This window comes from uncultured Microbacterium sp., assembly GCF_963528945.1.
In the GTDB taxonomy this organism is placed as follows: domain Bacteria; phylum Actinomycetota; class Actinomycetes; order Actinomycetales; family Microbacteriaceae; genus Microbacterium.
In genome coordinates, this window is the sequence record NZ_CAURWX010000002.1 from 529,459 (window position 1) to 548,376 (window position 18,918).

General features: G+C 70.1%; 19 protein-coding genes. 10 read left to right on the forward strand and 9 right to left on the reverse strand.

Annotated features, from left to right (window positions below; translation table 11 throughout):
• Positions 1-73: 73 nt before the first annotated feature.
• The 3 genes from RWS82_RS09590 to RWS82_RS09600 all read left to right on the forward strand — a co-directional run bounded on the left by RWS82_RS09590 (position 74) and on the right by RWS82_RS09600 (position 2,265).
• A complete protein-coding gene (locus RWS82_RS09590) occupies positions 74-781 on the forward strand; it encodes a hypothetical protein (RefSeq protein WP_314649352.1) in 708 nt (235 codons plus the stop codon).
• A gap of 3 nt (positions 782-784) precedes the next feature.
• Positions 785-1,414: a hypothetical protein gene (locus RWS82_RS09595; protein ID WP_314649354.1), complete on the forward strand. Its 630-nt coding sequence runs from the start codon at positions 785-787 to the stop codon at positions 1,412-1,414.
• A 137-nt stretch (positions 1,415-1,551) separates the two neighbouring features.
• Positions 1,552-2,265, forward strand: coding sequence for a hypothetical protein (locus tag RWS82_RS09600; protein ID WP_314649526.1), 714 nt, complete (start codon positions 1,552-1,554; stop codon positions 2,263-2,265).
• Positions 2,266-2,298: 33 nt separating this feature from the next.
• Here RWS82_RS09600 and RWS82_RS09605 read toward each other — a convergent pair whose 3' ends face one another.
• The 3 genes from RWS82_RS09605 to RWS82_RS09615 all read right to left on the reverse strand — a co-directional run bounded on the left by RWS82_RS09605 (position 2,299) and on the right by RWS82_RS09615 (position 4,326).
• Entirely contained in the window at positions 2,299-2,769 is a 471-nt protein-coding gene (locus RWS82_RS09605; RefSeq protein ID WP_314649356.1) for a recombinase family protein, read from the reverse strand.
• A gap of 98 nt (positions 2,770-2,867) precedes the next feature.
• Entirely contained in the window at positions 2,868-3,191 is a 324-nt protein-coding gene (locus RWS82_RS09610; protein ID WP_314649360.1) for a response regulator, read from the reverse strand.
• A gap of 145 nt (positions 3,192-3,336) precedes the next feature.
• The gene (locus RWS82_RS09615) at positions 3,337-4,326 is read right to left on the reverse strand and encodes a malate dehydrogenase (protein ID WP_314649362.1); all 990 of its coding nucleotides are present in this window, start codon (positions 4,324-4,326) and stop codon (positions 3,337-3,339) included.
• Positions 4,327-4,369: 43 nt separating this feature from the next.
• On the opposite strand from RWS82_RS09615, the gene RWS82_RS09620 reads away from it, so the two are divergent.
• The gene (locus RWS82_RS09620; protein WP_314649364.1) at positions 4,370-5,251 is read left to right on the forward strand and encodes a neutral zinc metallopeptidase; all 882 of its coding nucleotides are present in this window, start codon (positions 4,370-4,372) and stop codon (positions 5,249-5,251) included.
• 6 nt (positions 5,252-5,257) lie between these two features.
• Here the strand turns inward: RWS82_RS09620 and RWS82_RS09625 are convergent, their stop codons facing one another.
• The 3 genes from RWS82_RS09625 to RWS82_RS09635 form a co-directional block, all read right to left on the reverse strand.
• Complete coding sequence (locus RWS82_RS09625) at positions 5,258-7,051, reverse strand: aldehyde dehydrogenase family protein (RefSeq protein ID WP_314649367.1); 1,794 nt, start codon at positions 7,049-7,051, stop codon at positions 5,258-5,260.
• Between the two features lie 76 nt (positions 7,052-7,127).
• The gene (locus RWS82_RS09630; protein WP_314649370.1) at positions 7,128-8,495 is read right to left on the reverse strand and encodes an MFS transporter; all 1,368 of its coding nucleotides are present in this window, start codon (positions 8,493-8,495) and stop codon (positions 7,128-7,130) included.
• A 27-nt stretch (positions 8,496-8,522) separates the two neighbouring features.
• On the reverse strand, positions 8,523-8,786 hold the full coding sequence (locus tag RWS82_RS09635; RefSeq protein WP_314649372.1) for a glutaredoxin domain-containing protein: 264 nt from the start codon (positions 8,784-8,786) through the stop codon (positions 8,523-8,525).
• Positions 8,787-8,866: 80 nt separating this feature from the next.
• Between RWS82_RS09635 and RWS82_RS09640 the strand changes: the two genes are divergently transcribed.
• Positions 8,867-9,259 carry an SIP domain-containing protein gene (locus RWS82_RS09640; protein ID WP_314649374.1) on the forward strand — a complete coding sequence of 131 codons (393 nt, stop codon included), beginning with the start codon at positions 8,867-8,869 and terminating at the stop codon, positions 9,257-9,259.
• Between the two features lie 7 nt (positions 9,260-9,266).
• Here RWS82_RS09640 and RWS82_RS09645 read toward each other — a convergent pair whose 3' ends face one another.
• Positions 9,267-9,740 (reverse strand): adenylyltransferase/cytidyltransferase family protein, encoded by a 474-nt coding sequence (locus RWS82_RS09645; RefSeq protein WP_314649377.1) that lies wholly within the window; start codon positions 9,738-9,740, stop codon positions 9,267-9,269.
• 143 nt (positions 9,741-9,883) lie between these two features.
• Here RWS82_RS09645 and RWS82_RS09650 point away from each other — a divergent pair, with 143 nt between their 5' ends.
• Entirely contained in the window at positions 9,884-11,089 is a 1,206-nt protein-coding gene (locus RWS82_RS09650) for a glycosyltransferase (protein ID WP_314649379.1), read from the forward strand.
• Here RWS82_RS09650 and RWS82_RS09655 read toward each other — a convergent pair.
• Complete coding sequence (locus RWS82_RS09655; protein WP_314649382.1) at positions 11,086-11,643, reverse strand: glycosyltransferase; 558 nt, start codon at positions 11,641-11,643, stop codon at positions 11,086-11,088. The two genes, RWS82_RS09650 and RWS82_RS09655, sit on opposite strands and share 4 nt — an antisense overlap.
• Complete coding sequence (locus tag RWS82_RS09660) at positions 11,640-12,119, reverse strand: UDP-N-acetylglucosamine--LPS N-acetylglucosamine transferase (protein ID WP_314649385.1); 480 nt, start codon at positions 12,117-12,119, stop codon at positions 11,640-11,642. The genes RWS82_RS09655 and RWS82_RS09660 overlap by 4 nt, the downstream gene beginning before the upstream one ends.
• Positions 12,120-12,317: 198 nt before the next feature.
• Here RWS82_RS09660 and RWS82_RS09665 point away from each other — a divergent pair, with 198 nt between their 5' ends.
• The 4 genes from RWS82_RS09665 (at position 12,318) to RWS82_RS09680 (ending at position 18,858) form a co-directional block, all read left to right on the forward strand.
• Positions 12,318-13,055, forward strand: coding sequence for a CDP-alcohol phosphatidyltransferase family protein (locus tag RWS82_RS09665; RefSeq protein WP_314649387.1), 738 nt, complete (start codon positions 12,318-12,320; stop codon positions 13,053-13,055).
• Complete coding sequence (locus tag RWS82_RS09670) at positions 13,052-13,975, forward strand: glycosyltransferase family A protein (RefSeq protein ID WP_314649390.1); 924 nt, start codon at positions 13,052-13,054, stop codon at positions 13,973-13,975. Before RWS82_RS09665 ends, RWS82_RS09670 begins: the two co-directional genes overlap by 4 nt.
• The gene (locus RWS82_RS09675; protein WP_314649393.1) at positions 13,972-14,580 is read left to right on the forward strand and encodes a hypothetical protein; all 609 of its coding nucleotides are present in this window, start codon (positions 13,972-13,974) and stop codon (positions 14,578-14,580) included. Before RWS82_RS09670 ends, RWS82_RS09675 begins: the two co-directional genes overlap by 4 nt.
• A gap of 138 nt (positions 14,581-14,718) precedes the next feature.
• Positions 14,719-18,858 carry a fibrinogen-like YCDxxxxGGGW domain-containing protein gene (locus tag RWS82_RS09680; RefSeq protein ID WP_314649395.1) on the forward strand — a complete coding sequence of 1,380 codons (4,140 nt, stop codon included), beginning with the start codon at positions 14,719-14,721 and terminating at the stop codon, positions 18,856-18,858.
• Positions 18,859-18,918 lie beyond the last annotated feature (60 nt).

An 18,918-nucleotide genomic window follows, 5' to 3' on the forward strand; every position in this document is an offset into this window, starting at 1 on the left:
GTCCCCATGGGCTGATCTCCCCATGGATCTCTCCGCATGATGATCGATAGCGTCGTCGCCGGAGGTGGTCGCCATGGGAATGATGCTCCCGAACGAGCTCATCTGGGTGATGGACAAGCTCGGGCTGGAATGGCCCGACATCGACGAGGACGAGGTGCGCAAGGCCGCCGGCTATGTGCGCGGATACCGCGACGACATGGAGGCGCTGGTCCAGTCGGCCGACCGGCGGATCAACGGTGACATCGCGACCGCGATGCGGGGTGAGGCCGGCGCCGCCCACCTCAACGGGTGGAACCGCAACCGCTCCGAGAACGTGCAGCAGCTGCTCGACGTGCTCGGGCCCGCAGCGGTCGGCATCGACATCGCGGCCGACATCGTGCTCGCGCTCAAGATCAAGGTCATCGCCGACATCACGATCACCCTCGCACAGCTCATCCCGCTGCTCGCCGCCGGACCGCTCGGCGCCGGTGGTGCCGCGGTGCTGATCCTGGCCCGCAAGAAGCTGTTCTCGATGGCGATGGAGATCACACTCGAGAAGGTCATCGACGAGGTGCTTCCGCTCGCGATCGAGCCGCTCGTCGATCAGGTGCCGACGATCGTGAACGCGCTGCTCGACGCCCCGGTCGTCGAAGGGGTGATCGGCGACTCCGACGAGTTCTTCGCCGACCTCGAGGCCCTCGACCAGGCTGCGGACGAGATGGATGCCCAGGCCGCCGACGTCGAGGAGCTCACGGACCGGCTGCTGGCCGACATCGCCAACCTGCAGATCTCGGGGGACTGAGCCATGACGTTGAAGAAGCTGATGAGAGATCTCGTCGACGCGGTCGACGGGGCCGGACACGAGTTCAAGCGCGGATTCTCGGGAGCGTTCCGCAAACGCGGGGGCAAGCACCGAGCGGATGCCGACGCGATCCGCGGCCTCGATCGCCGCAACCGCGACAGCGTGCCGAAGCACCGCCGCGATGACAAGCCGGCGTCCCATGCGAAGAAGTACGACATCCGCGAGGAGGCGCGGCGCGGCTACGAGACCCTCGGGCACGTCGGGCGTCATCGCAACCCGGACTACAACGCGGCGCGGGACTTCGGAGGTGCGGTCGGCCAGGGGGTGCGCAGCCTTCCCGGCGACCTTCTCGGAGAGGTGAAGGGGGTGCCGAAGAAGGTGCCCAAGCAGTTCGTGGAAGAGCTGTACGAAGACGCGATCGGACAGGACAATCCCGACAAGTACGGGTCGTCGGGTTCGGGGGACATGCGCTTCCTCGCGCCGGCGAGCGAGGCGGCCAGGCTCGCCGCCCTGGATTCCGCGCAGCTCGCCGCGCGCTTCGGGATCGATCCCGGCTCGCTCGACGGTGCATCGATCGAAATCCGTGAGATGCCCGGCTCGCGCTTCGTGAGCGTCGAGGTGGCCCGCGACTGAGATCCCCGACCGTCGTGCGCACGTCGGTGCGCCTCCGCATGGCAGGATGTTGGCCAGGGGGTAACGACGTGAGCGATGCGAGTGCAGCGGTGGGTCTCGGGCCCGAGGATGCTGCGACGACGAAGGCGCCTGTGCCGTTGCGGCTCGAGTTCGCCGGGGAGTGGCACGACCTACCGCCGGATCGCCCGTTCATCATCGGACGCGAGGGCGACCTCGAGATCGACGACAACCTCTACCTGCACCGGCACTTCCTCGAGCTGCAGTACCGCGAGGGACTCTGGTGGCTCGCCAATGTGGGTGTGCGCCTCGCGGCGACCGTGTCGAGCGCCGGCGGCGCCGTGCAGTCGTGGCTGTCGCCCGGCGCCCGCATGCCGCTGGTCTTCGAGCGCACGGTGATCGTCTTCACCGCCGGACCGGTCACGTACGAGCTCAGTCTGCACACCGAGGAGGCCCCCTACGAGGTCTCGCGGCAGGTGGAGATGTCGATGAGCGGCGAGACCACCGTGATGCCCGCGAGCTTCACCCCCCTGCAGAAGCAACTGATGGTGGCACTCGCCGAGCCCATGCTGCGCCGCGAAGGCGTGAGCATGAACGAGCTGCCCTCGTCGAGCGCGGCCGCCCAGCGCCTCGGATGGACGATGAGCAAGTTTAACCGCAAACTCGACAACGTCTGCGACAAGCTCGACCGCATGGGCGTGCAGGGGCTCCGCGGGGGTGCGGGCAAGCTGGCGACGAACCGCCGCGCCCGCCTCGTCGAGTACGCGGTGACGTCGCAGGTCGTGACGCGCGCCGACCTTCCGCTGCTCGACGACGAGTCGCTGCGCGACCAGCCCGATACCGACGCCGACTGACGTCGTTTCTCGTCGGTCGAGAGGCGGGCGTGCTCAGCGCGCCAGGTCGGCCAGGTGGCGAGCGTCGTGGTTGAGCACCTTCACGATGATGCCGCGCTGGCGTAGTTCGGTGATCGTGCGCGCCTCTTCTTCACTGTCGCGGCCGAGGGCCTGCGTGGTGGCGACGACGAGCACGTCTCCTGGACGCAGGGTGTCGAGCAGTCGGCTGATGCGGTCGCCCCAGCTCTCGAGGATGTCGGGCGCGGGGTGACGGAAGCCCTCGATCGGTACGCCGAATCGAGTGAGATCGGCGCGCTGCTGAACGACCGGCGGCATCCCCTCGCGCGACACGACGAGCCCAACGAGGCGTGAGCCGTCGGGGCGGGCGAGCCAGAAGTTACGGTTCTGCTGCAGCTCGGTGAAGCACTTGGGGCACTCGGCTGCCGCATGCGGAAGGTGCAGGGGGCTCGTCAGGGCGTCATCGAGCGACGCCCCTCCGGTCGTCCGGTCCATTGCATCGCTCATCGGCGCACCTCCCGCATCCATTGTGCCCTGTTTTCCGCGCCATCGTGCGGGACTTCTGCGCGTCACGAACGCTTCTGTTCCGGCGCGGACACGCAGTCTTACAGGTGCTGCAAGCGCCGCGGCGGACCCTCCCAGCGGGCGATCGCGACTTTCACCTCGACCAGTTCGTGCTCCAGAGCGACCTGGCCCTGCTCGAGCCGCTCCATCCGGCCGTCCATCCGATCGAAGCGCAGGTCCATACGGTCCATCCGTGCGTCCATACGATCCAGACGTACGTCGACCTGGTCGAAGCGTGCGTCGACCTGCGCAAAGCGTGCGTCGACGAGGTCGAAGCGGGCGTCGAGGCGCTTCGACAGATGGGCGAACATCGCGCCCATTCCCCCGCCCAGCGACACCATGAAGGCGAAGAGGGCGATGATCATTCCGATCGTGTCAGCAGACAAGGTCACCGGTCCATTCTGCTCCGAGGAGCGTCGTCAGTCCAGAACCGTACGACGCCTTTCCGTCCTCGCACGGAGACGGTGGAGAACGAGTTCTCCACAGCTTCGCGGCCGGAAGAGTGGAGGCTCAGAGCAGTCCGAGACCCCGCACCGCGTCGCGTTCCTCGATGAGTTCTGCGACCGAGACGTCGATGCGGCGACGCGCGTCGTCGCCGATCTCGAGTCCCTCGACGATGCGCCACTCGCCGTCGACGGCCTCGACCGGGAACGACGACACCAGCCCCTCCGGCACGCCGTACTCGCCGCGCGAGACGACGGCGGCCGACGTCCAGTCCCGAGTGCCGTGCACCCAGTCGCGCACATGCTCGATCGCCGCATTCGCGGCGGAGGCCACCGATGACGACCCGCGCACCGCGATGATCTCGGCCCCGCGCTTGGCCACCCGAGGAATGAAGGTGCCGTCGATCCAGCTCGGCACATCGCCGACGATCTGCGCGAGGGCGGCGGAAGCCGGCTCGCCGCCGACGGTGGCGTGCGACACATCGGGGAATTGGGTGGCCGAGTGATTGCCCCAGATCGGCACGCGCTGCACGATGCCCACGGGCACGCCGAGGGTCTGCGCCAGCTGAGCGCGCGCACGGTTCTCGTCGAGACGGGTGAGGGCCGAGAAGCGTTCGGCCGGCACCCCGTCGGCGGATGCCGCGGCGATCAGCGCGTTCGTATTCGCCGGGTTCCCCACCACGGTGACGCGCACGCCGGGCGCCGCGTTCGCCGCGATCGCCGCACCCTGCGGGCCGAAGATGCCGCCGTTCGCCGCGAGCAGGTCGCCGCGCTCCATTCCCGGGCCGCGCGGGCGCGCCCCGACGAGCAGGGCATGGTCGGCGCCGTCGAAGGCCACGGCGGGGTCGTCGGTCACCTCGACGTGCTCCAGCAGAGAGAACGCGCCGTCCTGCAGTTCGAGCGCCGCCCCTTCGGCAGCGCCCAGCCCCGCCGGGATCTCGAGCAGTCGCAACCGCACCTTCTTGTCTGCTCCGAGCATGTCGCCCGCCGCGATGCGGAACAGCAGCGCGTAGCCGATCTGCCCGCCGGCCCCCGTGAGGGTGATCGTGGTCGTCATGTCCCGAGCCTACGACCGTCGCGGCCCGGAGTACCCTCGATCCATGACGTTCAATCCCGACGCCGACCTGTCGAACAACACCACCCGCCGGCGTGGGCGCACCGCCGCCATCGCGGGCGGCGGCGGTGTGGGCGTGCTCGGCCTGCTCGCGCTCATCGCCGGACCGCTGCTCGGCATCGACCTCTCAGGGCTGTTCGGCGGTTCGACCGGCAGCGCGCCGGGGTCGTCGGAGGGGTCGGTCATCGAGAACTGCGAGACCGGGCAGGACGCGAACGAAGACGTCGACTGCCGCATGGCGGGCGCCCAGGTCGCCCTCGACGCTTTCTGGGGCGAGAACGTCGACGGGTACGTCGCGCCCACCCTCACCGTGGTCGACGGCTCGACGCCGACCCAGTGCGGCACGGCCTCGAACGCGGTGGGTCCGTTCTACTGCCCGCCCGAGCAGGGCGTCTACGTCGACCCCACGTTCTTCGGGCTCATGCGCGAGCAGTTCGGAGCATCCGCCGGCAACCTCGCGCAGCTCTACATCGTCGGGCACGAGTGGGGCCACCACATCCAGAACCTCATCGGCACGATGGAGCAGTACCCCAACAACGGAACCGGTCCGGGCAGCAACGGCGTGCGGACGGAGCTGCAGGCCGACTGCTACGCCGGCGCATGGATCGGCCGCATGACCGAGCAGACGGATGCCGACGGCGACGCGTACCTGAAGAAGCCGACCGAGACCGAGATCGAAGACGCCCTCAATGCCGCGTCAGCGGTCGGCGACGACCACATCCAGGAGCAGGCCGGGTTCCAGAACCCCGAGAGCTGGACGCACGGGTCGAGCGAGCAGCGGAAGTACTGGTTCGCGCTCGGCTACACCGAGGGGCTGGGTGTGTGCGCCGAGACGTTCACGCGCTCGGAGGCGGGCCTCAACCCCTGAGCCGGCCTAAGCCCGCAGGGCGGCGAGGAGCGTCGTCGCCAGGCCGCCGATCCCCCCGCCAGCGCGGAATCGGGTGAGCCCCTCGCTCACCTCGGCACCCGTGCGCGATGCCACGAACCACGGCGGCATCGGGAGGATCGTGAACCGGCCGCCGCCGTTGCGCCAGGGGAGCGAGCGCGGGAAGGGGCGGAACGGTCCGCGCAGCACCGAGCGCTCCACGCGGTCGAGCAGCAGGGCGTTGTGCACCACCCCGATACCACTGCCGACGTCGTCGATCGTGTTGCCCGGGAAGGCGCCCCAGGTGAGCGTGGGGGTGATGAATCCGAACGCCGTCCAGCTGTTGATGGCGATCGAGCCGTAGTGCAGAGCGGCGACGGCGCGCTCGAACCCGGTGCCGAGGCTCTTCTCGGTCACGGGGTCGATGAGGAGGTTCGCGCCGAGGGTGCCCTGCAGGCGCTCGTTCGCGTAGGCCACCGCGGCGTCGAGGAACGTCTGGCCCGTGCCGGGAACGGTCACGACGCCGAGCACCGGTGCGAAGTACTCCGTGCTCTGGAGGCCCGCCGGGTCGCCGTCGATCTCGACGAGCAGACGGTCGCCGAGCACGAGGGCGTCGGGGTAGGACTCGGATGCCCGGCGCATGCGCTCGGCCGAACCGGGATACCAGGTGGGCCGCTCGGGAGCTGCAGCATAGGCGCTGCGCAGCGCGGCGCGGAAGGCATCCGCCTGGTCCCAGTCGGACGAGACGATGACGACCTGCCCGGCGATGCAGTTGTGTCCGCTGTTCTGCAAGCGCATGGTCGCGATGTGCTGGGCCTGATGCCGCAGGTCGGCCTCGGTCCAACGGCCGGGCACGACGATGATCGGCGACACCCCGCCGAGTTCGGCGGTGATCGGCGTGGTCATCGCGGGGGAGTCGCGGCGGGCGCCCGACGCTGGTGCGGGCCCCCAGACGATCGCGTCGAACGTCGCCGCAGAGCCGGTGATGTGCACGTGATCGATCCCGGGGTGGGCCGTGAGGTGGGCACCCACGGCGGGCCCGCCCCGCACGATGCGCAGGAAGCCCGGTTCGATGAGCGGCGCGAGAGCGCGCTTGTAGATCGGCACCAGGGGGTCCTGCGTGGGGTTGACCTTCAGCAGTGCCGTGCGGTTCGAGGCGAGCAGCTCGTAGAGCACGTCAAGAACGGGGATGGAGGTGATGTTCCCCGCCCCGAGCACGAGTCCGACGCCGTTCGACTCCGCGGGGGTGCGCTGGCCGAGGCCCGCGGCGGCGCGCGCGGCGCGAGGGGTGGTGCCGGGCTCGAGCCAGACCTCGCCCGTGAAGCCGGAGAGCAGGAACCGGTCGATGCGCGTCAGGGGGAACGCGTGCACACGCGTGCGTCCGCCCGGCGCTCGGTCGATCCGCACGCCGTCGAGCGGATTGCGGCCGTCGGCGAGCCGCGTCAGGGTCTCGATGTAGGCGTCGAGTGCGCCGAGCACGCTGTAGGCGCCGCTGAGCCACTCCTCGCCGCGCAGCGGATGCCCTCCGTCGAGGCCCTTCGTCGCGGCGGCGGTGGTCGCCCAGTCCTCGGCGGCGGCGGCCACGCTCGTGCGGACCTGCCGCAGCAGGGTCGCCCGTTGTGCGATCGTCAGGGCGGACCAGATCCGCGTTCCGGTGCGCAGGGAATCGATCGCAGCATCCAGTCGCGTGCTCTCGCTCTCGGAGATCCCGGCCGGCGCGGTTCCGGACGAGCCCTCGGCCCCGTCGTGCTCCGAGGCGCGTGCGGTGTCAGCCGGTGTACCGGCGGCGTGCGTAGAGGTCATCGGCGGCTCCTTCGAACGGACCCCCAGCCTATGCCGCGAGTCGGGAAGGCGGCTCGACCAGCGGGGGAGGGGATGCTCACGCGAGGGGTGCGCGGTCGATGTCGCCGCGGCGCAGGGTGTAGCGCGAGAGCGGCAGGAGGCTGAGCGCGATGAGCGCGGCGGGCACGACGCTGAAGGCGAGCACGATGCCGGTGATCGCGGCATCCGGCTGCACGGCGGTGACACCCGCGACGGTCGAGACGTAGCCCGTCGCAGCGAGAGTGAGCGAGACGACCGCCGCGCCCAGCGCGAACCCGACGGTCTCCCCGGCGGTCCAGACGCCCGTGAAGGCGCCCGCGCGCTCGCCGCCGTCGTGCGAGATCACGTCGGGGAGCATCGCCATCGGCAGAGACTGCAAGCCGGCGTATGCGACCCCCGCCACCGCCACCGACACGTACATCCATCCGCCGGGCGACCACAGTGCGGCCGTCAACGAGGCGGCCGCGGCCGCGAAGAGCACGCTCGCGAGGGTGAAGGCGCGCTCTTTGCCGATCCGCCGGGCCACGGCCGTCCAGGCGGGGGCGGCGACGAGCGCAGGTCCGACGAGCGCAAGGAAGACGAGCGTCACCGCGTCTTCGGAGCGCAGCACCCACGTCGCCACGTACTGCGCCCCGGCCAGCATGGCTCCGGTTGCGAGCGCCTGCAGCAGGAAGGTCGCGAGCAGGGCGCGGAACGGGCGGCTGTCGCGCAGCACCCGGAGGCCGGCCGCGTACTGCGCGCGGAGCCCGGGCGGGTTCGCGCCGCGCCGGGTGACCTCCCGTGGCGACGCGGGCGCGGAACGGGTCGCCACGAGCATCCCGACACCGATGGCCGCGCCCGCGGCGACACCCATGACGAGGTACCCGACGACGGGGTCATCGCCGATGCTCCGCAGGGCGGGTCCGCCCGCGCCGAACAGGAGGATGCCGGAGGTCAGCACGACGACGCGCCAGCCCAGCAGGCGCGTGCGCGCGTCGTAGCCGGAGGTGAGCTCGGCGGGCAGGGCGACGTAGGGAACCTGGAACAGGCTGAACGCCGTCGCCGTCGCCACGAATGCCAGCAGCACGCCGACCGCTCCGGCGACCGGACCCCACGATGGAGGGACGGCGAACGTCAGAGCGAAGAACACCGGAAGCGCGAGCGCACCGGCGACCATGAGCCCCCGTCGGGAGCCGGTACGGGCCAGCTGCCGATCGGAGGCCGCTCCGATCACGGGGTCGATGACCACGTCCCACACCTTCGCGGCCGTCACGATGACGGCGGCGACGAGCGCGGAGACGCCGAGGTTGTCGGTGAGGAAATAGGTCAGGACGAGACCGGGCAGGGTGGCGTAGCCGCCCGTCCCGACGGACCCCGCCGCGTAGAGCGCGATCGTCCGTGGGGGCAGCGGGGTGGACGCTCGCGTCGGCCGAGCCTCGGTGCTCATCGCGCCAGTGTAGCGGCGCCCTGGAGGTCAGATGAGGGAGAGCTCGCGGAGCTTCGACTCGACGTCCGAGTTCGAGGGCTCGACGTGGTGCGAGGCGTCGGGATAGACGACCACGGGGATGTTCGTGCGGCCCGAGATCTCCTTGGCGAGGTCGGCTGCGGAGGGGTCGGCCACGAGGTCGACGTAGGTGTACTCCACGCCCAGCTCGTCGAGCTGCTTCTTGGTGCGGATGCAGTCGCGGCACCAGTCGGCGCCGAACATGGTGATGGTGGATTCAGCAGGAGAAGTCATACGACAAGCGTACGGCGGGCCGGCCGGGTAGGGGCCGGGAATGGTTGTCGAGTAAGGGCAGCCTTACCTATACTCGTGGCATGGGCACCGCGAGCGAGCATCTGGACGATCCCGACTGGGCGAACATCGAAGGCGTCGTGCTCATCGCGGGAGACGCCGCCGACGCCGGCCTGATCGCCGGCATCGCCGCTCGACTTCCGTGGGACGCCACCGGCGTGGTGCTGCTCGAGGCCGCGGCCCGCATCCAGATCCGTCACATCGACGTACCGGAGGGAGTGTCGGTACGGTGGCTCGTGCGCAGCGACGGCTTCACCGCGCACACCAAGGGCGAACGGCTCGCGAACGCCGTGCACTCGTGGTGCGTCGAATGGACGTGCAGCGAGCCGCCCGCGCAGTGGACCGTGTGGCTCGGACCGCACACGCCGCCGCACGTCGCCCGCATGGCGCGCAGTCTGCTCGGCGTCGCGAACTGACGAACCGTCACCCCGACGTCGCGAGCATCGCGGGAGCGGATGCCGTCACGGCCGCCGCACTCGCTGTGATCGCGTCGAGCGCACGGCGCAGCGCCGAGCTCGATGTGTGCGCGGTGTAGGGGAAGTACACGACCTCCACGCCCACCACCCCGAACTCCCGCTCGAGCCGCAGGCCCTTCTCGGTGCCGCGCCAGTCGTCGCCCTTGAAGAAGTGCGTGAACCCGACCTCGCGCCAGGCGTCGATCTTCGACGGCGTCGTCTCGACGTGCACGTCGTCGACGAACGAGATGTGCCGCACGATGTCGGCGCGTTCCGCCGTCGGGATGACGGGCTCGATGCCCTTCACCTGCCGCAGCATCTCGTCGCTCACGACACCGGCGATCAAGATGTCGCAGTGCTGCTTCGCGTGGCGCAGAAGGTTGAGATGGCCGACGTGGAACAGGTCGAATGCTCCCGCGGCGTAGCCGATACGCGTGCCCATGATCTCCCCAGATCAGTGATGCCCCAGAGGCGGATCCCCATCCGCCGGCGACTCCCACAGCCGCTCGCGTCAGTCTAGCCCCGCGACACGCCCGGCGCGACACCTGCATACCGGTCGGGCTGTTTCCGTCGGCACAGGAACGCATGACACGATGGATGCCGCTGGAGCGCGGAGGGGTCGACATGGGCACGAGGGTCACGGTCATCGTGCCGACGTTCAACGAGCGCGACAACGTCGCCGAGATCGTCGCACGCATCGGCGCGGCGCTCGCCGACCATCCGGCCGAGATCCTCTTCGTCGACGACAGCACCGACGACACCCCCTCCGAGATCGCCCGCGTCGCCGCCGACGCCCCGCTCCCGGTACGTGTGATCCACCGCGAGCAGAACACCGGCGGACTCGGCGGCGCGGTCGTCGCGGGCCTCGTCGCGGCGGCATCCGACGTGTGCATCGTCATGGACGGCGACCTGCAGCATCCGCCCGAGTTGCTCCCGGCGCTCCTCGCGCGCTACGCCGAGGGCGATGCCGACGTCGTCACGGCGTCGCGCTACATCGGCGGCGGCGACACGAGTGGTCTGGGCACGGCCGTGCGCTTCGGCGTCTCTCGGGCGGCCACCTGGCTCACCCGGGCCATGTTCCCCCGGCGACTCGCCCGCACCACCGACCCGATGACGGGGTTCTTCCTCGTCGACCGCCGCCGCCTCGACCTCGCCGCGCTGCGTCCGCAGGGGTTCAAGATCCTCCTCGAGATCCTCGCGCGTACCGATCTGCGCACGGCGGAGGTGCCGATGGAGTTCGGCGAGCGCCGGTACGGCACCTCCAAGGCGAGCCTGCGGCAGGGGGCCACCTTCATCGCCCACCTCGCGCGGCTGCGATTCGGCAAGATGTCGCTCTTCGCACTCATCGGCATCGTCGGTGCCGTGGCCAACCTCGCCATCATGTGGGCGCTGACATCGCTCGGGATGCCGTACATCTGGGCCGCGATCATCGGCGCCGAGGTCACGATCATCGGCAACTTCCTGCTGCAGGAGCGGTTCGTCTTCGGTGACATGCGCCGCGACGCCCGCGGCATCGGGCTGCGATTCGGCGCCTCGTTCGCGTTCAACAACGTCGAGGCCGCGCTCCGCATCCCGGTGATGGCGCTCATGGTCGAGACCTGGCACATCTCCAGCGTGCTCGCCACGGGGCTATCGCTGATCGTCGCGTTCTTCGCCCGGTTCCTGTTCCACTCGCTCGTGGTCTACGCACCCCGGGGGCGTCGCGACGACGCCGAACCGAAGCCCGACACCGCGGCGCAGCGCATCATCCGTGCGATCGACGACGAAGCGATGCGTCCGGGCGAGCTCTAGGCGTCGGGGCGGCGGAGCATGGCCGCCATCCGGTCCCACGACAGTCGTCGACGCGGCGCGGCCACCACAGATGCGACGAGGTCGCCGAGGGCAGCGGCGGCATCCGACCCCCCGACGGCCGCCTCGTAGCGGAGCGTGGCCGGCGCGGAGGTCGCGCGATCGAGAGCCTCGCGCAGCTGAGCCTCGCTGGTCACCATCACGCACCTGCCCTGTGCGGCCATGAACTCCCCGAAGGGGTACTGGTGGCCGTCGACGACCTCGCCCAGTGCGGGATCGCGCGGCACGACGATCGGCATGCGGTCGGCGCGGTTCGCATCGGCGATGGTTCCGGGGCCGACCTGCGAGACGACGATGTCGGCGCCGCGGTACTGCTCATCGAGCTCGGCGGACGTCATCATGACGTGGTTCTCCCCCTCGACCGAGGCGGGGGAGGATCCGTGTTGCACGGTCAACGCGACATCGGGATGCTCGGCGGCCCACGCGTCGATCCAGTCGATGAGGCGGGCGAAGGGGTGATGGTCGGTGCCCACCGACACGAAGACGCGCAGAATCACAGCGTCGCTCCGATCACCTGGGCGCCGGGGTACAGGGAGCGCTGCTCCGGCCACTGCACGGCGAAGGCATCGACGGTCGGATAGACGAGGCGACCGGTCATGGTTCGGGTCGTGATGCGGTCGATCACCTCGAGGTACACGGTGCGGATGCCGAGGATGCGCGCGGCCCAGAAGAACGGGACCGCGACCCCGGCCCCCGTCGAGACGACGACATCGGGGCGGAAGTCACGCAGGACGCGCCAGGCGAGGCGCGCGTTGCGGACGGCGTTGGGGATGTTGCGCGTCGTCGGCGAGAACGCCCACGTGCGCCGTTCGCCGACGAGTGCCGCGTGAGCATGAGGGTGGTCGAAACTCACCCACGCGCGGTCGTGCGCGCCCCACCAGTCACGAAGCGCGAGCAGTTGCGTGAGGTGGCCGCCCGTCGACGCGACGAGCAGGACCTTGAGGCGGTCCGAACCTTGGGTGCTGTCTGCCATGGTGCGTCTCAGTATGCCCCGAGCCGTGGTCGATAGGGAGGCCGCGGCAAGCGGTGCGGGGGCGCCCGACGTCTGGAGGAAAGTCGTGGGTGCACCGGACCGATCTTCTGGTAGTCTGCGAAAACATCGCCTTAGGGGAGGCGACGGACGGAACGTGGGAATTCCGTCTTTTTGGGGAATCTGGGGAGACACGGTCTGATGACTGGGGTTCAATTCGGCGTTGATACGCCGCATTCATTTCGTTCCGCACTGCAGCGACTCGACAGTGCGCAGAAGCCGGGAGCCGGCGTACCCGCGTACACGCGGTGGGTCAATCGCCGCGTTGCTCGCGTGTTCGCGGCATCCTTCTCCCGCATCGGCGCGACGCCGTCCATGGTGTCGGTCGTGAGCATCGTCTTCACCGGACTCGGTCTCGCCGCCTTCCTGGTGCTGCAGCCCGTATCACCCGCGCTCGCCGGACTGAGCGCCGCCGTGCTGCTCGCCGTGGGATACGCCCTCGACTCCGCCGACGGTCAGCTCGCCCGGCTGCAGGGCAGCTCGAGCCTGCAAGGCGAATGGCTCGATCACACCCTCGACGCGATCCGCCTTCCCGCCGTGCATCTCGTGGTGGCGGTGGCCTTCCTCTGGATCGGCCTACCGGTGCTCGCGGTCGCCGCCGCGGCCTTCTCGGTGCTCGCCTCCGCGTCGTTCCTCAGTCAGAACGTCGGTGGCCTGCTCCGCGACGGCGCACGCGTCCAACGCACGGAGGTGCGCAGGCTCCAGTCCTGGATCCTCCTGCCGACCGACCCGGGCGTGCTGTGCTGGGTCTTCGCCCTCTGGGCGGTGCTGCCGCTCTTCACTGCGTGCTACCTCGCGCTCCTCGCCGCGAACGCCGCCCACGTCGTGCTCTCCTCTCGCCGCCGCTGGCGCGAGCTCGCGCAGGGGAGCGCACGATGAGCGCCCTCGCCCCCTCCGTGACGACGATCATCGCGACGCGCGGCCGTCCGGAACTGCTCCGACGTGCCGTGCGGTCCATCATCGGTCAGGACTACGCCGGGGCCCTCGAAATCGTCATCGTCTACGACCAGTGCGACATCGACGAACTCACCGACATCGCGCCGGAGGCGGGTTCGGTCTCGCTCCGCACGATCACGAACGCGCGCACGCCCGGGCTGGCAGGCGGCCGCAACACCGGCATCGCGGCGGCGTCGGGCGATCTCATCGCCTTCTGCGACGATGACGACGAGTGGAAGCCGGAGAAGCTCCGCGCGCAGGTCGAGTTGTGGGCGGAGCATCCGGAGGCGGTGGGTGTCAGCACCGGCATCGAGATCGTGACCCAGTCGGACACCACCGTCCGGGTCCCGGCAGCGGTCACCACTCGGGGCGACTTCCTGCTGTCGCGCGTGGGCGAGATCCACCCGTCCTCGTTGCTGTTCCGACGGGTCGACCTGCTCGACCTCCCCCGCGGGGTCGATGAAGAGATCCCGCACTCGTACGGGGAGGACTACGACCTCCTGCTGCAGCTCACCGAACGCGGCGACATCGTGAGCGTCGCCCGCCCGCTGGTCGTGATCCACTGGGACCGCACGTCGTACTTCGCCGGCCGGTGGAAGCCGATGGCGCAGGGACTCGGCTTCCTCCTCGAGAAGCACGGCGACCTCCTGCTCGATCGGGGCAACGCCGCTCGGATGTGCGGCCAGGTCGCCTTCGCCTACGCGGCCGCAGGGGAATCCGCCGACGCCCGGGCATGGCTCAAGCGCGCACGCCGGCACCGAGTGACCGAGCCGCGTGTCGCCCTGACCTGGATCGCGCTCTCGGGACTGGTCTCGCCCCAGCGCATCGTCGCCACGCTCAACCAGCGGGGGAGAGGGATATGAGAAAGCGCACGAAGTGGATCGTCGGCCTCGCTGCGGCCTCGGTGCTGCTCGCCGGAACATCGCTCGCGGTCGTCGCCACGACATCCACCGTCGGCGCCGGTGCAGGCCCGGGGTCGCAGAGCGCCGCCGCATCCGCCACCCCGAACGCGGTGCCCCCGGTGGCGCCTCCGACGACGGCACCACAGGCCACGGCCGACGAGGTCGGCGGGGCAGCGGAGCAGCTGCTCGCCAGCGTGCTTCCGGTGGTGACCACCGTCGCCGACGGCGACGTCGACGCCGTGCTCACCAGCCTGGCGGCGGTCGCATCGCCGGCCTTCCTGAGCGGCATCGAGGCGGAGCGCGCGGAACTCGAGGACCAGGGCTGGACCCGTACCGGTGAAGTCCGCATCGACGGGGTCGAGACCCTCGCCTACGACGCGACCGCGGCGCCGTCGACCGCGACCGTCCGGGCGTGCCTCGACTCGTCGGATGTCGTGATCCACGACGCCGACGGGAACGTCGTGCCCGGGGGCTCACCCCGGGCCTGGAACATCTACACGCTCGAGCAGGCCGACGGCGCGTGGAAGATCATCCGTCAGACGTTCGCAGACGATCCCGCCTGCTGACGTTCCGGGGGCTGGGGCCCCGCACGAACATCCATACATAACGCACCGACCCTCGCACTCGGCGACGAGCGCGATCGACCGATATCGAAACCCGACACCAATAGCGGTCCACATTCCATTTGATTCTGGGGAGTCATCATGTCGCTGGGGAACACCGAGCAGAAAAAGAGCAGGCGGTCGTTGCTGGCGCTCGCCGCCGTCGCAGCCGCAACGGTCGTTGGCGCGCTGCTCACGCCGGGAGCGGCGGTGGCGGCGACGCCGCAGGCCGCTCCGATCGCCGCCGCCGCACTCACGGCGACGTCGGTCGGTCAATCACAGGAGACGGCGGCAGCGTCGTGCTGGGAGATCAAGCAGCGCGACCCGGGGTCGGCCTCGGGCGTCTACTGGTTGAACACCCCCAAGCTCGGCGCCCCGCAGCAGTTCTACTGTGATCAGCAGACCGACGGGGGCGGGTGGGTGCTGATCGGACGCGGACGCGAGAACTGGTTGCAGGGCAACGTCGGGCGGCTCACGCCGCGCGACGTCTGGGAGACCCCCACCGGCCCCGAAGCGTTCTCTCCCGCGCAGCTCTCCACGGACATGGTCACCGGTCTGCTCAACGGCGGGCGCGTGGATGCGCTCCAAGAGGGAGTGCGGCTGCGTCGTGCGCAGAACGTCGCCGGTACGACCTGGCAGGAGGTGCGGTTCAAGTACCGCACCCCGCGCGACGCCTGGTCCTGGCAGTTCGCCGGCCTGCAGCAGATCGGCTCCTATTCGTTCAACGGCGAGACCGGCACAGGCGGCACGACCGGCAGCTTCGGCCGCGACAGCACCTACCGCCGGGTCGAGACCAACGTGGGCAGCGGCACCCGCGGTTGGGAGCGCGGGTTCCAGTTCGGCTCCAGCGCGCGGGGCAACCCCGACGCGACCTCCTACCTCTGGCAGGTCGACACGGCGTCGCCCTATCCGCGCCCGTTCACGCAGGTGTTCCTGCGCCCGAGGCTGATGAGCGCCGACATCTTCGCGACTCCCATCCCCGACGCGGGTCTGCCGCAGACGACCGTCGCGGCCACCGCGTCGAGCTATGCGGCGACGAACCCGTGGGGGGTGTCCGGCCTGGGAGCAGCGGGTTCGGGAGAGCTCAACACCGAGGTCTCCGACTTCGCGCAGATCAACGGAGTCATGTACGTCGGCGGCAACTTCCGCTACGTGCAGCGAACGGCCGCAGGCAGCGGTCAGATCGAGCAGAGCTACATCGCCGCATTCGACGCGTCGACGGGGGAATGGATCTCGACGTTCCGCCCCAAGCTCAACAATCAGGTGAAAGCCCTCGCCGCGCTGCCGGACGGGCGTCTCGCCGTCGGCGGCGCGTTCACGACGGTCAACGGTGTCGCGGCTCCCGCGTTCGCCGTCCTCGACCCGAGCACCGGCGCCATCGACCCGTCGGTCACGACCCGCATGATCAACTACACGGGAGGCACGGCGCCGCTGATCCGAACGCTCGACGTGCAGGACGGCTACCTCTACGTGGGCGGCCGATTCACGCACGCGACGGGCAGCGGAGTCACCCGCGAGGTGTACATGCGCAACCTCGGCCGGCTGAACGTCGCGACCCTCGCGCCGGATGCGTGGAACCCGCTGCTCGACGGCACCGTGGTCTCTGTCGACGCGTCGGCGCGCGGCGATCGGGTGTACGCCGCAGGGTACTTCGGGCTCAGCAACTGGGACACGGTCACCGAACGTGGCGGCGCTTACCTTGTGAGCGACGCTTCGGTCGTCCCCTGGACACCGAAGTTCTCGAACCGCGAGAACAACCGCACCGGCTACCAGCAGGCGGTCAAGGAGATCGGCGACCGGGTATGGCTGGGTGGCTCTGAGCACATGCTGTTCAGCTACAACCGAGACACGATGGCCCTCGACACCAGCAACATCACCCAGAACGGTGGCGACTTCCAGGCGATCAACACCTGGAACGGCTACCTCGTGGCCGGATGCCACTGCTCGGAGAACGTGTACCAGGGCGCTCTCACCTGGCCGACGCCGACGAACTTCTATCGAGTGGAGCACATCGATCAGGCCGGGTTCTGGAATGCGGCGAACGGCGAGTTCGCCGCCGACTTCAACCCGAACCTGACGCTCCGGGTCGGTTACGGCGTGTGGGCGATCGAACAGGGAGCCGACGGCACCCTGTGGCTCGGCGGTGACATCACGCACGTACGGCAGGCCGACGCCACCAATCGGTGGACCGGCGGTTTCGCCCGGTTCAGCCCGCGCGACGCCACGGCTCCGGCGACCCCGGGCCAATTGGCCGCCTCGCACGCCGCGGGTACCGACACCCTCACCTGGAACGCGGTGGAGGGGGCGAGCTACGAGGTGCTGCGCAACGACCGCACCATCGCGACGACCGTGCAGACGAATTACTCCGTTCCCGCAGCCGCACCCGGCACGCGCTACTTCGTCCGCGCCATCGACGCGGCCGGCAATCGGTCCGCCACCACAGCCGTGGTGACCCCCACGGTGCTGGCGCAGCCCGTCGACGTGCTCGCGGCAGGGGCGACCTGGTCGTACCGATTCTCGGCGACCGCGCCCGCGGTCGGATGGCAGCAGCCCGATGCGGATGTGTCGTCGTGGCAGACGGGTGCGGCTCCGCTCGGGTGGGGGCAGGCGTCGCTCGGCACCACGCTCACGTTCGACGGCACCCGACCGATCGCGTCGTACTACCACCGGACGTTCGACGTGCAGGACGCCACGGGTGTGCAGGCGCTCACTCTCACGACCAGGGCGGATGACGGCATCGTCGTCTACGTCAACGGCACGGAGGTCGGTCGGGCGAACATGCCCGCCGGGCCCGTCGGTTTCACCACGTACGCGAGTTCGGCCGTCACCGCGGCCAACGCGGTCGCGAACCCGGTCACGTTCACCGTTCCCGGCTCGCTCCTGAAGAGCGGCGCCAATGTGGTCACGGCCGAGGTGCACTCCAACTACCGGTCGACCCCCAGTCACAGCTTCGAGCTGACCGGTGTGCTCACCCTGGGCGCCCAGCCGGACCCCGAGCCGGAGCCCGAGCCGGAGCCGGTGCCGGTCGACGTCGTCGCGGCGGGATCGCAATGGTCCTACTACTTCGCCACCGATGCTCCGGCGGCGGCATGGGCGTCGGACGGGTTCGACTCTTCGGGCTGGCCCAGTGGTGCAGCGCCGATCGGGTGGGGGCAGGCGAGCCTCGGCACGACGCTCGAGGCGTCCGCGACGCGGCCGATCTCCTCGTACTACCGCAAGCTGTTCACGCTCGATGACGTGTCGGGGCTGGGCTCCTTCGTCATCACGACGCGGGCCGATGACGGCATCCGCGTGCTGGTGAACGGCACGGAGGTCGGACGCACGAACCTGCCCGCGGGCGCGGTCGGACACACGACATACGCCACCTCGGCGGTGAGCGCGGCGAACGCGCTCGCGAATCCCGTGGTGTACCAGGTGCCGCTGTCGCTGCTGCGCGTCGGTCAGAACAGCGTGAGCGTCGAGGTGCACTCCAACTACCGCTCCACCCCGAGCCACAGCTTCGAGCTCGTGGCGACCGCGAATCCGCTGACGGCAGGCGCTCAACAACGGAGGCAGGCCGACAGCACGCTGACGGTGGAGTCGGCGCCGGATGCACCCGCACCTGCACCGGTCGCTCCGGCACCCGCTCCGGCACCGGCACCGCTCGCCCCGACACCGGCGCCGGCACCGGCTCCGGCACCCGCACCGGCTCCGGTCACTCCGACCGAGCCGGCCCCGGCGCCGACCTCCGTGCTGCCGGTGGAGGCCGTCTGGTCGCTCAGCACTCGAGTCGATCCGACTGCCGAGTGGACGAGCGGGACGTTCGACGACTCGACGTGGGCGACGGGCTCCGCGCCGTTCCTCCGCGGAGCCGCCCTTGCGCGGGGTGCCGCAGGGACGGCCGTCGGCAACGACGCGACTGCGTCGCCGACCACCTACCTGCGAACGAGCGTCGACCTCGGCGAGGGAACGAGCGGTCGGCCGATCGTGCTCACGCCGCAGGTCGACGGCGGTGCCGTCGTGTACGTCAACGGCGTGGAGGTCGGCCGTCTCGACATGCCGGAGGGCCCCGTCTCCGCCGCGACACCGGCGCACCCGAAGGGCAGCACGAAGGCGGTCGCACCGACCACGGTGATCGTTCCCCCCGCCGCTCTCACGCCGGGTCGCAACGTGATCGCGGTGGAGGTCCACGCCGCGGATCCGGCCCAGCCGAAGACCCGGTTCGAGCTGACCGGCGTGCTCGCGCCGCCTTCCGGGACGTGAACGCCCCGTCCACCGTTGTTCGCACACGGTACTCACCTGCGCCCCCGGCCTCCCTTCCGG

Bases quoted from the DNA above. Each gene is read 5' to 3' on its own strand.
- RWS82_RS09610 (WP_314649360.1), bottom strand. From the start codon at position 3,191: ATGATCATCGCCCTCTTCGCCTTCATGGTGTCGCTGGGCGGGGGAATG.
- RWS82_RS09625 (WP_314649367.1), bottom strand. From the start codon at position 7,051: ATGACCTCTACGCACGCCGCCGGTACACCGGCTGACACCGCACGCGCC.
- RWS82_RS09605 (WP_314649356.1), bottom strand. From the start codon at position 2,769: ATGAGCGATGCAATGGACCGGACGACCGGAGGGGCGTCGCTCGATGAC.
- RWS82_RS09620 (WP_314649364.1), top strand. From the start codon at position 4,370: ATGACGTTCAATCCCGACGCCGACCTGTCGAACAACACCACCCGCCGG.
- RWS82_RS09675 (WP_314649393.1), top strand. From the start codon at position 13,972: ATGAGAAAGCGCACGAAGTGGATCGTCGGCCTCGCTGCGGCCTCGGTG.
- RWS82_RS09650 (WP_314649379.1), top strand. From the start codon at position 9,884: ATGACACGATGGATGCCGCTGGAGCGCGGAGGGGTCGACATGGGCACG.
- RWS82_RS09640 (WP_314649374.1), top strand. From the start codon at position 8,867: ATGGGCACCGCGAGCGAGCATCTGGACGATCCCGACTGGGCGAACATC.
- RWS82_RS09615 (WP_314649362.1), bottom strand. From the start codon at position 4,326: ATGACGACCACGATCACCCTCACGGGGGCCGGCGGGCAGATCGGCTAC.
- RWS82_RS09595 (WP_314649354.1), top strand. From the start codon at position 785: ATGACGTTGAAGAAGCTGATGAGAGATCTCGTCGACGCGGTCGACGGG.
- RWS82_RS09665 (WP_314649387.1), top strand. From the start codon at position 12,318: ATGACTGGGGTTCAATTCGGCGTTGATACGCCGCATTCATTTCGTTCC.
- RWS82_RS09670 (WP_314649390.1), top strand. From the start codon at position 13,052: ATGAGCGCCCTCGCCCCCTCCGTGACGACGATCATCGCGACGCGCGGC.
- RWS82_RS09660 (WP_314649385.1), bottom strand. From the start codon at position 12,119: ATGGCAGACAGCACCCAAGGTTCGGACCGCCTCAAGGTCCTGCTCGTC.
- RWS82_RS09645 (WP_314649377.1), bottom strand. From the start codon at position 9,740: ATGGGCACGCGTATCGGCTACGCCGCGGGAGCATTCGACCTGTTCCAC.
- RWS82_RS09590 (WP_314649352.1), top strand. From the start codon at position 74: ATGGGAATGATGCTCCCGAACGAGCTCATCTGGGTGATGGACAAGCTC.
- RWS82_RS09680 (WP_314649395.1), top strand. From the start codon at position 14,719: ATGTCGCTGGGGAACACCGAGCAGAAAAAGAGCAGGCGGTCGTTGCTG.
- RWS82_RS09635 (WP_314649372.1), bottom strand. From the start codon at position 8,786: ATGACTTCTCCTGCTGAATCCACCATCACCATGTTCGGCGCCGACTGG.
- RWS82_RS09630 (WP_314649370.1), bottom strand. From the start codon at position 8,495: ATGAGCACCGAGGCTCGGCCGACGCGAGCGTCCACCCCGCTGCCCCCA.